Source organism: Nocardia thailandica NBRC 100428 (assembly GCF_000308795.1).
GTDB classification, from domain to species: Bacteria; Actinomycetota; Actinomycetes; order Mycobacteriales; family Mycobacteriaceae; genus Nocardia; species Nocardia thailandica.
Genome location: NZ_BAGK01000074.1, coordinates 1 through 13,071 on the forward strand (window position 1 = coordinate 1; position 13,071 = coordinate 13,071).

Sequence of the window (13,071 nt, forward strand, 5' to 3'; positions counted from 1 at the left end):
GGCGGCGTCCGGGCGTGGCGCGTGAGGGCCCGGCGCGGCGGCGCCGTCCGCGTCGCGGCGGCCCTGGGCGCGCGCCTCGCTGTACCCGCGAACGAACGCCGAAGCGGCGCTGTCGAATTCGCTGCCGACATCGTGGCCCGCGTGGTGCTCGTCCCACTCCGGCGGCAGCAGCGGATCGACCGGGACGCCGGCCAGCGCCTCGCGCAGGATGGTCACCAGGGCGGTGCCGTGCTCGGCCAGCGCCGCCACCACATCGTGGTGATCGCCGCGGACGAGAGCGGCCGCCGCGCACATCGGGCACCAGCCGCAGCCACCGAGATCGGGCCTGCCGTCGACCGCCGTGCGGCGCAGCACCGGCTCGACCCGTTCGAGCAGCGCCTCGGCCAGCAGACGCAGTTCCTCGGTGAACTCGGCCAGGCCGTCCGCGTGCGGACTGTGCGGGCCCCGCGGGCCGCGGCGGTCGGACGTCGGATCACTGCTCATCTGCGCGTGCCTTCGTGTCGGTCGGATCGGCGGGCCACAGCCGGGGATCGGGATGGAAGCGGACGACGAGATGACCGTCGTCGAGCTCGGCGGCCGCCACGGTGCAGCGCTGCAGCACCGGCGCCAGCCGGACCCGCCGCCGCACCCCGTCGGCCCCCACGATCAGATCGTCCTCCACCCGTCCCAGCCGCAGGGTCTGCGGATCGGCTACCGGCAGCCGCATCCGCAGGGCGTACACGGAGTCGACCCCCGCGCCCGACTCCCATCGAACCATCGGCGCGGCCGTTTCGGTGGCCCCGTCTCCCGGCGGCGGCGTGTCGAGGACGTAGGACAGCGCCGTCAGCGACGGCACCCCCACCGGTTCGGCGCCCGCGTGCATGGCCACCAGCACCGGCACCTCCGGGCACTGCGCGCGCAGCCGCTCCACGACCGCGAGCTGTTCGGCGCGCCGGTCCAGATACCAGCGGACCGCCGGATGCACGACGTCCCCGGGCGGGGGCACCTCCGGCAGCACCTTGTTCACCACCACGGCCGCCAGCCGCAGACCCAGCAGCGCCGCCGCGGAACGCACCCGCTGCGACTCCGCCACCGCGACCTGCTCGGGCCCGGTGATCAGGCGGGCGGAGGTGCGGGCCGGGTCGGCGAGCAGGTCCCGCACCCCCGACACCGCCTTGACGATGCGTTCCACCGTCGCGGCGAGCACCGCCTTGCGCAGGTCGAGACCGACCGCGCTCATGCTGCGCGCGTGCCGCGGCCAGATCCGTTCGAGATAACCGAGCAGGGTCTCCGGCGCGGTGACGATGCGCAGCATGTCGGCCGAGGGCGGGCAGTCGACGACGACGACGTCCCAGTCGTCCTCCTCGGCGTACTGGGTGATCTCGACCAGCATGAGCAGTTCCTGCACGCCCGGCAGGCCGGTCAGCTCGGCCGGGTCCAGCGCGGCCAGGTCGATCCCGTGCTCGTGGCCGGTCCCGGTGCCCAGCATCGCCTGCACCTCGCGGAAGCGGTCTTCCAGCAGGGCGAGGGAGTCGATCTCGATGACCTCGAGACCCGGCTGGACCCGCGCGATGCCCGCCACCGTGCCCGGATCGTGCGGGAAGACGAAACCCAGTGCGTCGCCGAGCGAATGGGCCTGGTCGAGCGAGGCGACCAGCACCCGCTGACCGGCCCGGGCATAGGACAGCGCCGTCGCGCACGCCAGCGTCGTCTTGCCGACGCCGCCCTTGCCGACGAACAGCTCGACCCGGGTACCGCCGGCGGCGCTCAGCCCTCGACCCGCTTCTTCAGTTCCTTCAGGGCGGTGTCGGTGATGACCTTCTCGGCCTTGCGCTTGAACATGCCGATCATCGGGATGTTCAGGTCGACGGTCAGCTCGTAGACCACCTCGGTGCTGCCGTCGGGGCGGTCGAGCAGCTGGTAGGTGCCGTCCTGGGCCTTCTGCAGGTCACCCGAGAGCAGCCGCCAGCTGACCGCCTTGTCGTCGGCGCGCCAGGTGTAGGACAGCACGTAGGTGTCCTTGACGACGCCCGCGTCCAGCACGAACCGGGCGGTGATCGCCCGGCCCGCGGCGTCGCGGTCGAGCACCTCCACCGACTTCGCCGCCGCCACCCACTCGGGGTAGGACTCGAGATCGGCGATGACCGCCATCACCCGGGGCGACGGTGCTTCGATGACGATCGATCTCTGGGTCCGGTCGGCCATGGTGGTGCGCTGTTCCTTTCGAGCGGATCGAGCGGGTCAGGACGCGGCGGGGGCGACGCCGGCCGGACGTCCCGCCTCGAGCCGGGCCTTCAGTTCGAACGACATGTTCTTGCCCGCCACGCGGCGGGCGCGGTTGGCCGCGGCCAGCTGCCGCGGCGACAGGCTCGCGGCGGCCCGCGGCTCGGCGTGCAGGAAGTAGTGCAGGATCACCCCGTCGCCTGCGGCCTCCAGCCACACCTCCATGGTGCCCGTCAGCGGCCCCGCGACGGTCCAGCGAATGCCCTTGTCGCCACGGTCCTCTCGCACGTCGAGCGCGAGATCGGGCCACCAGCGACGCCAGCTCGCGGTATCGGCGAGCACGTCGGCGACGGCAGCGGGCGGCGCGGCGAGAAAGGTCTGATCGGCGACCTGGATACTGCTCACCCCGCCGAGCGTAACGGACTTGACTTCCTCCCTGTCCCGGAGGACGGGGATTGCCTGCCTCACGGCGGCAGCTTCCTGTTTCACCGACGGTCGCCTCCCCGCATCAGCTGCGGGATGGTCTCACACCGTCTCCGCAGGCGAGCACCGCAAGCCCTGCGGCACGGATGTTCTTCGCGGCGTTCACGTCCCGATCGTGCTCCGCACCGCACGAGCACACCCACGCGCGCACGGACAACGGCATGGCTTCGGCTACCGTTCCGCAGCTCGAACACAATTTCGAGCTCGGATGGAATCGATCCACCGCCACCAGCGTCCGGCCGTGCGCGCCCGCCTTGTATTCCAGCATCGACCGGAACCGCGACCATGAGGCGTCGGAAACGGCGCGGGCGAGCGAGCGATTCCGGAGCATGTTCCGCACGCTCAGATCCTCGATGGCGATCACTTGGTTTTCGCGCACCAGTCGAGTCGAGAGTTTGTGCAGATGGTCCCGGCGGCGATCGGCGATCCGGGCGTGGATCCGGGCGACCCGGCGTCGGGCGCGTTCGCGGTTCGCCGAGCCTCGCCGCTTCCTGGACAGCGCCCGCTGAGCTCTCGCCAGGCGGGTGCGGTCGCGCAGTTCGTGTCGGGGGTTGGCGATCTTCTCGCCGGTCGAGAGCGTGTAGAGGGAGATGATCCCCGCGTCCACACCGACCGTGTCGACACGGGTGGGAAGGGGGACGACTGACGTCTCCACCAGGATCGACACGTGGTAGCGCCCGGCCGAATCCTTGGACACCGTGACTTGTGACGGCCGTGCCCCTGTGGGAAGAGGTCGCGACCAGCGCACCGCGAGAGGCTCCCTGTGCTTGGCGAGCCTCAGCTTCCCGTCGCGGAAGGAGAAGCAGTTCGAGTAGTAGGTGGCCGAGTCCTTCGAACGGTTCTTCTTCTTGAAAGCGGGAAAACCGGCCTGCTTGCGCCAGAACTTGTCGTAGGCGACCTGCAGATTGCGCAGTGCCGCCTGCAACGGTCCTTTCGATGGTTCGGTGAGCCAGCAGGTCCCGGGATCGCGCTTCCACGCGGTGAGCATCTTGTCCGACTCGGCGTAGGAGATCCGCCGCCGGTCCTCGGTCCAGGCCCGCGAGCGCTCGGTGAGGGCGCGGTTGTAGACGTAGCGGACACATCCGAACGTCATGGCGAGCTGCTCGGCTTGCTCCGGCGTCGGATAGAAGCGGTATCGGTAGGCACGCTTGACCACCTGGACCCCCATGCGGCCCAGGATACTGGGCCGGTCCGCCGGACCGCGCCATCGCGCTACCGGATCGTCACCGCAGGAGCTGCTTCAGGCGGGCGCCCTGGCGGTCCCAGTGCCAGTTCTGTTCGACCCAGGCGCGGCCCGCGGCGCCCATGGCGGCGGCGCGGTCGGGGTCGGCGAGGAGCTCGGTGAGGGCGCCGGTGATCTCGGTGATCGAGCGGCCGTGCACGACCAGGCCGGTCTCGCCCTCGCGGACGGTCTCGGGGGCGCCGCCGGAACGGCCCGCCACCACGGGGACGCCGGTGGCCGAGGCCTCCAGGTAGACGATGCCGAGGCCCTCGACGTCCAGGCCCGCGCCGCGGGTGCGGCAGGGCATGGCGAACACGTCGGCGATGGTGTGGTGGGCGGCCAGCTCGCCGGAGGGGACCCGGCCGGTGAACTTCACCGAGTCCTGCAGGCCGAGGGCGTCGGTGAGGGCGCGCAGCCGGGTCTCGTGCGGGCCGCTGCCCGCGATGACCAGCACCGCGCCGTCGATCTTCTCCCGGATCTCGCTCATCGCCACGATCAGCATGTCCTGGCCCTTGCGCGGCACCAGCCGGGACAGGCACAGCACGGTCGGGCGGTCGCCGAGGCCGTAGCGGGCGCGCAGTTCGGCGCGGGCGGCCGGGTCCGGGCGGAACTCGTCGGGGTTCACCCCCGGCGGCAGGTATTCGAGGGCGGCCTCGGGGCCGAACGCGGCGGCGAACCGGCCGCGGGTGTACTTGCTGACGTAGGTGACCACGTCGGTGCTGTCACCGATGCGGCGCAGCGCCTGCCGCGACCCCGGCAGCATCGACCAGCCGACCTCGTGGCCGTGCGTGCTGGCCAGCACCCGCTCGGCGCCCGCGCGGCGCAGCCGTGGGGTCATGACCGCCAGCGGGGCCGCGGCGCCGAACCACACGGTGTCGCAGCCGTGGGTCCGCAGCAGCTCGCCCGCGCGCTTGACCACGTCCGGGGTCGGCAGCATCAGGGTGGTGCGGTGCCGGACCACCTCGAACTTCTGGGCGGCGTCGAACTTCTCGTGGCTGTCCCCGCGCCAGCGCGGCGCGTAGACGACCAGGTCGCCGGGCGGCAGCTGCCCGGCCAGCGCGTGCAGGTAGGACTGGATACCACCCGGCCGCGGCGGGAAATCATTGGTCACCAGCAGAGTTCGAGCCATGGTTGATCAACCTAACGGTCTTCTGGCACGGGACAGGTACGGGGAGGCCTACAGGCTGCGGGCCTGTAACCACTCCCGCCAGCCGTCGAGCAGGGCGGGAGTCGAGATGCCGAGGACCGCGCCGAGCGCGCCGTCCAGGGCGGCGGGTGACTGGGGACTCGCGGCGACCCGGCGGTACAGCTCGGTCAGCGCGGGCACTCCATAGCGGTCGGCGACGAAGGCGCAGGTGCTCCAGGCGGTCTCGTAGGCCAGCGGCGCCTCGACGCCGCCGAACGCGGCGTCGGGGACCAGCCCGGTGGGCAGGGTGCCCGCGCGCAAGCGGGTGGTCAGGGTGGGCGCGACCTGGGAGAAGGAGGTGGCGCGGCCGTGCTGGGAGACGAAGTCGGCGTAGCCCTCGAGCATCCACATCGGCGCGTCGTCGACGGTCTGCGCGCGGGTGGCCACGTGGGTGAGCTCGTGCCGCAGCAGGGTGCCGAGGCCCTCGCGGCCCATCCGGCGGCCCGCGTCGGGATGGAAGACGACCCGCTGCACGTCGGCGCCGGAGCCGCCCGACAGTGTGACCGCGGCCGCGTCGGGGGAGACCACGGCGTTGGCGGCCCGCGTCAGCGCCGTGAACTCGGCGGTGCTCGAGGCGATCACGACGATGGGCGCGCGGTTCCATCCGGTACCCCACACCCGGCTGACGTCGGCGACCGACGGCGCGAGCTCGGCTTCGAGGACGTCGAGGTCGCCGCTGTTGGCGGCGTGCGCGACCAGCAGGGCGTCCTGACCGCCGCCCGCCGGGGCGCGGCGCACCAGCACCGGGCCGAACGGTTGCAGGTCGCGGCGCACGGCGCTCAGGCGGGGGTCGTCGGCGCCGACGGCGGCGCCGAGCACCTCGGCCTCGTCGGAACCGGCCAGCTGGAGCGCGCCGACGTTGCGCGGCATCATCACCAATGCCAGGCACGCCCCCGTCAGCAGGGTGACAGAGGCGAGCGTCAGACAGAATTCGAGGCGGCGGCGGGCCGAGAACCAGGTGCGTAGGCCGGGTGGGCGCGGGGGGTCGGCGGGTTGTTCGGTCACCACGTGCTCAGTATCGCCTGGCCGAGTGGTACGGCGTCGAACCCATGGGCGCCACGGCCACCGGGACACCGAAGGTGGAGGCGTGCAGCATCATCCCGTTGCCCGCGTAGATGCCGACGTGGGAGATGTCGGGGTAGAAGAACACCACGTCACCGGGCTGCAGGTCGTCCTTGGCGACCGGTGTGCCATAGGAGGCCTGCGCGGATGAGGTTCGCGGCACATTTTTGCCGACCTGCTTGAACGCCCACTGCACGAGGCCGGAGCAGTCGAACTGATCCGGTCCGGTGGCGCCCCACACGTAGGGGTCGCCGACGCGGGTGAGCCCGGCCGCCAGCGCGCTGGTGCCGCTGCCGGGGACCAGGCCCTTCAGCAGCGAGTCGCGGTCGAAACCGGGCGGGAACGGCGAGCCCGCGAGGCCCGCCTTCTCGGCGCCGCTCAGTCCGGCCCACGCGGCGACCACCTGGGCGGTGGCGCCGCCGAGGTCGGCGCGCCTGCGTTCGAGGTCGGCGCGCACGGCCTCGGCCTGCTGGGCGGCGGCGTGCGCGGCGTCGGCGGCGGCGCGGGCGACCTGCTGGGCGGCGGTCGCGGTGTCGGTGGCCTGCTTGAACTGCCGGACGGTGTCGGCGGTGCGCTGGGACAGCACGTCCAGGATCGACTGCTGGTCGAGCAGCTGCTGCGGGGAGTTGCTCGACAGGATGGAGAACATGCGGTTGGTGCGCGCGCCGGTGTAGGTGGCGACCGCGGTGCGGTCGATCATCGGCTGGTACCGGCGGACCTCGGCCTGGGCGGCGTCGACGGCGGCGGTGGCGGCGGCCAGCTTCGCGTCGGCGTCGGCCTGGGCGGCGAGCTTGGTCTCCAGGTCGGCGGCGGCGCCGAGGGCCTGCTGGTTGAGCTGCTCGGTCTGCCGGGACAGATCCACCATCTTGGCGACCGCGTCGGAGGCGGTGGCGGGCATCGCGACCGGATCGGCGAGCGCGGGACCCGAGCCGTAGGCGGTGCAGACGACGATGCCCGCGGCGAGGATGACGCTCGAGCACCGTCTGGTGTAGCGATGGTGTGCGCTCACTGGCTGCGGTGCCCCGTTCTCTCGTGGTCCGATCTGCTGTGGTGCGCGCGAGGAGCTCTACGCGAACCCGGCCCTCCGTACCGCCCGAATGAAGGTCTCGATCAGGTTACGGAACGGCAACCCGTTGTGTCCAGCGGCCTCGGCCCGTGCTCCGGGCCCGGGCCGAGGCCGCGTGGATCAGAAGCGGCGGGCGCCCGCGAACGGCATCGAGGAGATCGGCGCGACCGCGACCGGCGAACCGGCGGTGGAGGCGTGCACGACGTTGCCGTCACCGGTGTACAGGCCCGAGTGGCCGCCACCGTAGAAGGAGACCAGGTCGCCGGGGCGCAGGTCGTCGAAGGAGACCGGGACGCCGCTGGAGAGCTGCGCGCCGCTGGTGCGCGGCACCTCGACGCCGGCCTGACGGTAGGCCCACTGGACCAGACCCGAGCAGTCGAACGCGTCGGGGCCCGCGGCGCCGTAGACGTAGGGGGAGCCGACCTTGCTCAGCGCGGCGTCGAGCGCGATGTCGGCGGCGGTGGCGCGCGGCGCGGTGAACGGCAGCGGGGCCTGGCCCGGGATCTCGATGCCGGGGATGCCCGCGGGGATCGGGATCTCGTTGGGAACCTCGAAGGTGCCCACGCCCGGGACGGTGACCGGCGTGGCCGACGCGGGCGCGGCCGGCAGGAGGAACGCGCCGATGGTGGCAGCGCCGACGGCTCCGGCGGCAACGGCACGCTGCGCCTGACGCTTGACGGTGTTGGTCGCCATGATGCGGTGTTTCCAATCTGCCCCACGACGCCGGGTCCGTGTGACGCGGCGGACGTCGTCTCGCCGTCGTGGGCCGGGAAGGTTCCCGATCCGGTCCGGCGGACTCCGTGAGGTCTCGAAAAGGTTACGAACCGGCAACGGTGGTTTGTAAAGTCGGACAGGCGTCCACGGGGCCGTGTGGCGCATGCGCCCCCGGAAATCGTGCGATCTGGCTCACAGCGATCACGAAACGATAACGCCGGGCCTTTCCCGGGGGATCGCCCGGCGCGTCGCGACGGGGTCGCTCGGGCCTCGGCTGACCGGATACCTCCGTCGAAACGCCAGGTGAACGGGGATCCATCCGGAACGATGCCCTACCGGATTCCACTCGACCCGGCGACGGCGCGTCACCCGGCCGCCCGACCCCGCGCACGGCACCCGGCCGGACCGCCCCGGCGCTGCGCAGTGATGCGGTATCGCCCACACTGTGAGCCCGGTCTCTCCGGGCCGTAATCGGCGGCATTTTGTTCGCATCGGAACGAAAAGCGCATCGCGCGGACACGGTCTGTCGGACCCCCTGGTTACGCTCCCGGCCGTGCCCGACCCGGTTCCCGTCACCCGCCAGCTGGCCTTCGACGAGCTCGATACGCCGCTGTACGACACCACCTTCGTCGTGGTCGACCTGGAGACCACCGGGACGAGCCCGGAGGGGGACGCGATCACCGAGATCGGGGCGGTGAAGGTCCGCGGCGGGCAGGTGCTCGGCGAGTTCGCCACCCTGATCGACCCGGGCCGGGCGATCCCGCCCGCGGTCGTCCACGTCACGGGGATCACCACGGCCATGGTCTACGGCGCCCCCCGGATCGAGGGGGTGCTGCCCGGCTTCCTCGCCTTCGCCGAGGGCGCGGTGCTCGTCGCGCACAACGCCCGCTTCGACACCGCCTTCCTGAAGGCGGCCGCGGCGCGGATGGACCTGCCCTGGCCGAGCTTCCAGGTCCTGTGCACGGTGAAACTGGCCCGGCGGGTCCTGACCCGCGACGAGGCGCCCTCGGCCCGGCTCGGCGTGCTCGCCCGCGTCCTCGGCGCGAGCACCACGCCCACCCACCGCGCCCTCGACGACGCCCGCGCCACCGTCGACGTCCTGCACGCCCTCATCGGCCGCGTCGGCAACCAGGGCGTGCACTCGCTCACCGAGCTGCTCGACTACCTGCCCGGCGTGACCGGCCCGCAGCGGGCCAAGCGGAACCTGGCCCACGATCTGCCCGCCGCGCCGGGGGTCTATCTGTTCAAGGGGCCCGGCGACGAAGTCCTCTATATAGGGACGGCGGTGAATCTGCGCCGCCGCGTCCGCTCCTACTTCACCGGCTCGGAGACCCGGGGCCGTATCAAGGAGATGGTCGGGCTGGCGGGGCGGGTCGAACACGTCGTGTGCGCCCACGGTCTGGAGGCGGGGGTACGCGAACTGCGCCTGCTGGCCGCGCACGCCCCGCCCTACAACCGGCGTTCCAAGTTCCCCCGCCGCGGATGGTGGATCACCCTGTCCGACGAGCCGTTCCCGCGCCTGGTCACCGTGCGTGTCCCGGCCCGGACCGCGGTGGGCCCCTTCACCTCCCGCGCCGACGCCGCCGACGTCGCGGCCACGATCGCCGAGTACGCGGGCCTGCGCACCTGCACCACCCGGCTGACCCGCCGCGCGCGGCACACCTGCCCGCCCGCCGTCGTCGGCGGCTGTCCCGTCGCCCGCGCCGACGGCGACCTCGACGCGCCCGCCTATGCCGCCGCGCCCGCCGCCGTGCGCGAGTTGTTCACCGGACGCGCCGACACCGTCCTGCGCGCGATGGTCGAGCGCATCGAGACCTACGCGGCCGCCGAGCATTTCGAGGCCGCCGCCCGCCTGCGCGACCGTGCGCGCGCCGTCATCCGGGCCCTCTACCGCACCCAGCGGTCGGCCGCCCTGGCCGCCGTCGGCGAGCTCGTCGCCGCCGCCCCCGACGGCGATCGCGGCTGGGAGTTCGCGGTCATCCGGTACGGCAGGCTGGCCGCTGCGGGCGTCGCCCGGCGGGGCACCCCGCCGATGCCGGTGGTCGAAAGCCTCACGGCCGCGGCGGAAACCGTTCTGCCCGATTTCGGGGACGCGGCCCGCGCGCGGCCGCAGGCGCCCGACCCGGGCGGGCCCGCCACGGGGCGGGCGCCGCTCCCGGCTCGTGCCACGGGGGCCGGCGCCGCGGACCCCGACGGGGGCCCGCGCCCCACCTCGACGACGCGGCCGCGATGCCGCCGCACCTGCTCGCCGAGGCGCCGCCGCTGCGCGGCGCGTCGCCGGAGGAGGTGGCCCTGGTGGCGCGGTGGCTGACCCGGCCCGGCGTGCGGATCGTGCGCGCCGACACCGGCTACGGCGAGCCGTGCCACGGCGCGGGCCGCTGGCTGGCGTGGGCGCAGCTCGCGGAGGAGGCCGCGGCGGCCCGGCCGCCCGAGGTCGAGTACGCCGACGCCCGGGTGAGCTGAGGCCACGTCGGCGCCCGCCGCCCGTGCCCGCGCCTAGGATCGGCGCATGGACATGTCGATCCGTGCCGCCGCCCTGCGCGGGGTCGACGGCCTGATCGCCGACCTCGGCGGCGACCCGAGGGACCTGCTCGGCGAGTTCGGGGTGACGGTGGCGGAGGTGGACTCCGACGAGGCGGTCCTGCCCGCCGCGACGATCATGCGGATCCTGCGGACCGCGGCGCGGCGGCTGGACTGCCCCGACTTCGGGTTGCGGCTGGCCGGTCGCCAGGACCTGTCGATGCTGGGACCGCTGGCGCTGGCGGTCGCCAACTGCGACACGCTCGGCGGGGCGCTCGAATGCGCCTCGCGGTTCCTCTTCGTCCACAATCCGACGCTGCGGCTCAGCCGCGTGGCGGACCCGGAGCACTACGCGGGCGTCGCCGCGCTGGCCTATCGGATGTCGCTGCCGGACATCCCGCACGATCCCCAGGCGGTCGACGCCGGGCTCGGGCTGCTGCACCGGTGCGTCGGGGCGATGAGCGGCGGGTACGAACTGCTGGGCGTCCACCTGCCGCACCCGCCGCTCACCGATCCCGCCGTCTACGCCGAATTCTTCGGCGCGCCCGTCCGTTTCGGCGCCGACGAGGCGGTGCTGCGGATGCCGGCGAAGATGTGGGATCAGGCGGTCTCGCCGCGGGTGAACCCGGAGCTGCGGCGCATGGTCGTCGACTATCTGGAGGCCAACTACACCGACCCGCGCGACGGGCTCACGGTGGCCGCCCGCTCGGCGGTCGGGCGGGCGCTCGGCACGGTGCCGGTCCGGCTCGAGCTGATCGCCGGATGGCTGCACCTGCATCCCCGGACCCTGCAGCGGCGGCTGGCCGCCGAGGGCACCACCTTCGAGGCGATCGTCGACGACGTCCGCCGTACCACGGCGCTGCGCCTGCTCACCCGCACCGATCTGCCGCTGTCCCAGGTGGCCTCGCTGATCGAGCTGGCCGGGCAGTCGGCGCTGACCCGCGCGTCCCGGCGCTGGTTCGCCGACACCCCGTCGCGGGTGCGCCGCGCCGCGCGGTCCCCGCGACCCGCCGAGGCTGTCGCGCAGGGGTAAATTTTTGTCGCCCAGGGTGAAGAAACCGGGGTGCGACCGTCCGCATACTGAGGCCATGAGCAGCGTCTCCGATCCCACTCCACCCCCGGCCGCGGAGTCGGCGTCCCCCGATCACGTCGACGTCCTCATCATCGGCGCCGGTCTCTCCGGCATCGGCGCGGCCTGCCACCTGGCCACCGCCCTGCCCGGCAAGACCTACGCCGTGCTGGAGGGCCGCGGCGCGAGCGGCGGCACCTGGGACCTGTTCCGCTACCCCGGAATCCGCTCGGACTCCGACATGTACACCCTCGGCTACCGCTTCAAGCCCTGGACCGGCGACAAGGCCATCGCCGACGGCGCCGCGATCCGCGACTACATCCGCGAGGCCGCCACTGAACACGGCGTCGACCGCCACATCCGCTACCACCACCGGGTGGAACGGGCCGAGTGGTCCGGCGCCGAGGCGCGCTGGACGGTGCGCGTCCACCGCGCCGACACCGGCGACACCGTCACGCTCACCGCGAACTTCCTGTTCGCCTGCACCGGCTACTACCGCTACGACCAGGGCTACACCCCCGAGTTCGCCGGGCTCGCCGACTACGCGGGCACCGTCGTGCACCCCCAGCACTGGCCCGAGGACCTCGACTACGCGGGCAAGCGCGTGGCGATCATAGGCAGCGGCGCGACCGCGGTCACCCTCGGTCCGGCCATGGCGCGGGCCGCCGCGCAGGTCACCATGGTGCAGCGTTCGCCCACCTACATCCTCTCCGCGCCGTCGGCCGACGCCGTCGCGCTGCGCCTGCGCCGGTTCCTCCCCGAACGGCTCGCCTACTCGCTGACCCGCCTCAAGAACTCGGCACGATCGGTCGGTATCTACGAATTGAGCAGGCGGCGACCGGAATTCGTGAAGAAGTTCATCCGCGACCTGCAGCGGCGCTGGCTGCCCGACGGCTACGACATCGACACCCACTTCACCCCCGCCTACGACCCGTGGGACCAGCGGCTGTGCCTGGTCCCCGACAACGACATGTTCCGGGCCATCCGCAAGGGGCGCCTCGACATCGTCACCGACCGCATCGAGCGCTTCACCGCCACCGGCCTGCGCCTGGAATCGGGCCGCGAACTCGACGCCGACGTGGTGGTGACCGCCACCGGGCTGAACCTGCTCGCCTTCGGCGGCATCGACCTGGCCGTCGACGGCCGCCCGGTCGACCTCACCGAGACGATGGCGTTCAAGGGCATGATGCTCTCGGGCCTGCCCAACTTCGCCTTCGTCGTCGGCTACACCAACGCCTCCTGGACGCTGAAGGCGGACCTGGTGTGCGAGTACGTGATCCGGCTGCTGAAGTACATGGACGCGCGCGGCCACCGCACCGTCGAACTCGACCGCGACACCGCGGTCGCCGAGGAGCCCTTCCTCGACTTCGCCGCCGGCTACGTGCTGCGCTCGCTGGACCGCTTCCCCAAACAGGGCGACGTCGCCCCGTGGCGGCTGCGGATGAACTACTTCCGCGACCTGCCCGTGCTGCGCTACGGCCCGCTGCGCGACAAGGCCATGCGCTTCGACCGGGTTCCGGTACCGGTCCCCGCCGACCGCTGACCGG

The 13,071-nt window shown here is 72.9% G+C and carries 13 protein-coding genes; 4 read left to right on the forward strand and 9 right to left on the reverse strand.

Annotated features, from left to right (window positions below; genetic code table 11):
* The 9 genes from ON36_RS08160 to ON36_RS08200 form a co-directional block, all read right to left on the reverse strand.
* Window positions 1-483: hypothetical protein (locus ON36_RS08160; RefSeq protein ID WP_245557993.1), on the reverse strand; the 483-nt coding region annotated here is incomplete at its 3' end.
* Window positions 473-1,750 carry an ArsA family ATPase gene (locus ON36_RS08165; protein WP_281004835.1) on the reverse strand — a complete coding sequence of 426 codons (1,278 nt, stop codon included), beginning with the start codon at window positions 1,748-1,750 and terminating at the stop codon, window positions 473-475. The genes ON36_RS08160 and ON36_RS08165, both read right to left, overlap by 11 nt.
* Window positions 1,747-2,184 carry an SRPBCC family protein gene (locus ON36_RS08170; protein ID WP_043649842.1) on the reverse strand — a complete coding sequence of 146 codons (438 nt, stop codon included), beginning with the start codon at window positions 2,182-2,184 and terminating at the stop codon, window positions 1,747-1,749. The genes ON36_RS08165 and ON36_RS08170 overlap by 4 nt, the downstream gene beginning before the upstream one ends.
* Before the next feature lie 36 nt (window positions 2,185-2,220).
* Window positions 2,221-2,607, reverse strand: a complete 387-nt coding sequence (locus ON36_RS08175) for a polyketide cyclase / dehydrase and lipid transport (protein ID WP_043649845.1) — start codon at window positions 2,605-2,607, stop codon at window positions 2,221-2,223.
* A 103-nt stretch (window positions 2,608-2,710) separates the two neighbouring features.
* Window positions 2,711-3,853, reverse strand: coding sequence for an RNA-guided endonuclease InsQ/TnpB family protein (locus ON36_RS08180; protein ID WP_043649847.1), 1,143 nt, complete (start codon window positions 3,851-3,853; stop codon window positions 2,711-2,713).
* Window positions 3,854-3,908: 55 nt separating this feature from the next.
* Complete coding sequence (locus ON36_RS08185; RefSeq protein WP_043649848.1) at window positions 3,909-5,036, reverse strand: glycosyltransferase family 4 protein; 1,128 nt, start codon at window positions 5,034-5,036, stop codon at window positions 3,909-3,911.
* A 48-nt stretch (window positions 5,037-5,084) separates the two neighbouring features.
* On the reverse strand, window positions 5,085-6,101 hold the full coding sequence (locus ON36_RS08190; protein WP_245557995.1) for a hypothetical protein: 1,017 nt from the start codon (window positions 6,099-6,101) through the stop codon (window positions 5,085-5,087).
* A gap of 4 nt (window positions 6,102-6,105) precedes the next feature.
* Complete coding sequence (locus ON36_RS08195; protein ID WP_043649850.1) at window positions 6,106-7,164, reverse strand: NlpC/P60 family protein; 1,059 nt, start codon at window positions 7,162-7,164, stop codon at window positions 6,106-6,108.
* A gap of 177 nt (window positions 7,165-7,341) precedes the next feature.
* A complete protein-coding gene (locus ON36_RS08200) occupies window positions 7,342-7,914 on the reverse strand; it encodes a C40 family peptidase (protein ID WP_043649853.1) in 573 nt (190 codons plus the stop codon).
* Between the two features lie 574 nt (window positions 7,915-8,488).
* On the opposite strand from ON36_RS08200, the gene ON36_RS08205 reads away from it, so the two are divergent.
* The 4 genes from ON36_RS08205 to ON36_RS08220 are packed head-to-tail and all read left to right on the forward strand — an operon-like array spanning window position 8,489 to window position 13,067.
* Window positions 8,489-10,246, forward strand: a complete 1,758-nt coding sequence (locus tag ON36_RS08205; protein WP_083884988.1) for a DEDD exonuclease domain-containing protein — start codon at window positions 8,489-8,491, stop codon at window positions 10,244-10,246.
* Window positions 10,231-10,398, forward strand: coding sequence for a hypothetical protein (locus ON36_RS08210; RefSeq protein ID WP_174377549.1), 168 nt, complete (start codon window positions 10,231-10,233; stop codon window positions 10,396-10,398). The genes ON36_RS08205 and ON36_RS08210 overlap by 16 nt, the downstream gene beginning before the upstream one ends.
* Window positions 10,399-10,444: 46 nt before the next feature.
* Window positions 10,445-11,488, forward strand: a complete 1,044-nt coding sequence (locus tag ON36_RS08215) for an AraC family transcriptional regulator (RefSeq protein ID WP_052313756.1) — start codon at window positions 10,445-10,447, stop codon at window positions 11,486-11,488.
* A 55-nt stretch (window positions 11,489-11,543) separates the two neighbouring features.
* Window positions 11,544-13,067, forward strand: coding sequence for a flavin-containing monooxygenase (locus ON36_RS08220; protein ID WP_052313757.1), 1,524 nt, complete (start codon window positions 11,544-11,546; stop codon window positions 13,065-13,067).
* Window positions 13,068-13,071: the final 4 nt, after the last annotated feature.

Excerpts from the sequence above, each read along its gene's own strand:
- ON36_RS08200 (WP_043649853.1), bottom strand. The coding sequence starts at position 7,914 with ATGGCGACCAACACCGTCAAGCGTCAGGCGCAGCGTGCCGTTGCCGCC.
- ON36_RS08170 (WP_043649842.1), bottom strand. The coding sequence starts at position 2,184 with ATGGCCGACCGGACCCAGAGATCGATCGTCATCGAAGCACCGTCGCCC.
- ON36_RS08220 (WP_052313757.1), top strand. The coding sequence starts at position 11,544 with ATGAGCAGCGTCTCCGATCCCACTCCACCCCCGGCCGCGGAGTCGGCG.
- ON36_RS08215 (WP_052313756.1), top strand. The coding sequence starts at position 10,445 with ATGGACATGTCGATCCGTGCCGCCGCCCTGCGCGGGGTCGACGGCCTG.
- ON36_RS08185 (WP_043649848.1), bottom strand. The coding sequence starts at position 5,036 with ATGGCTCGAACTCTGCTGGTGACCAATGATTTCCCGCCGCGGCCGGGT.
- ON36_RS08180 (WP_043649847.1), bottom strand. The coding sequence starts at position 3,853 with ATGGGGGTCCAGGTGGTCAAGCGTGCCTACCGATACCGCTTCTATCCG.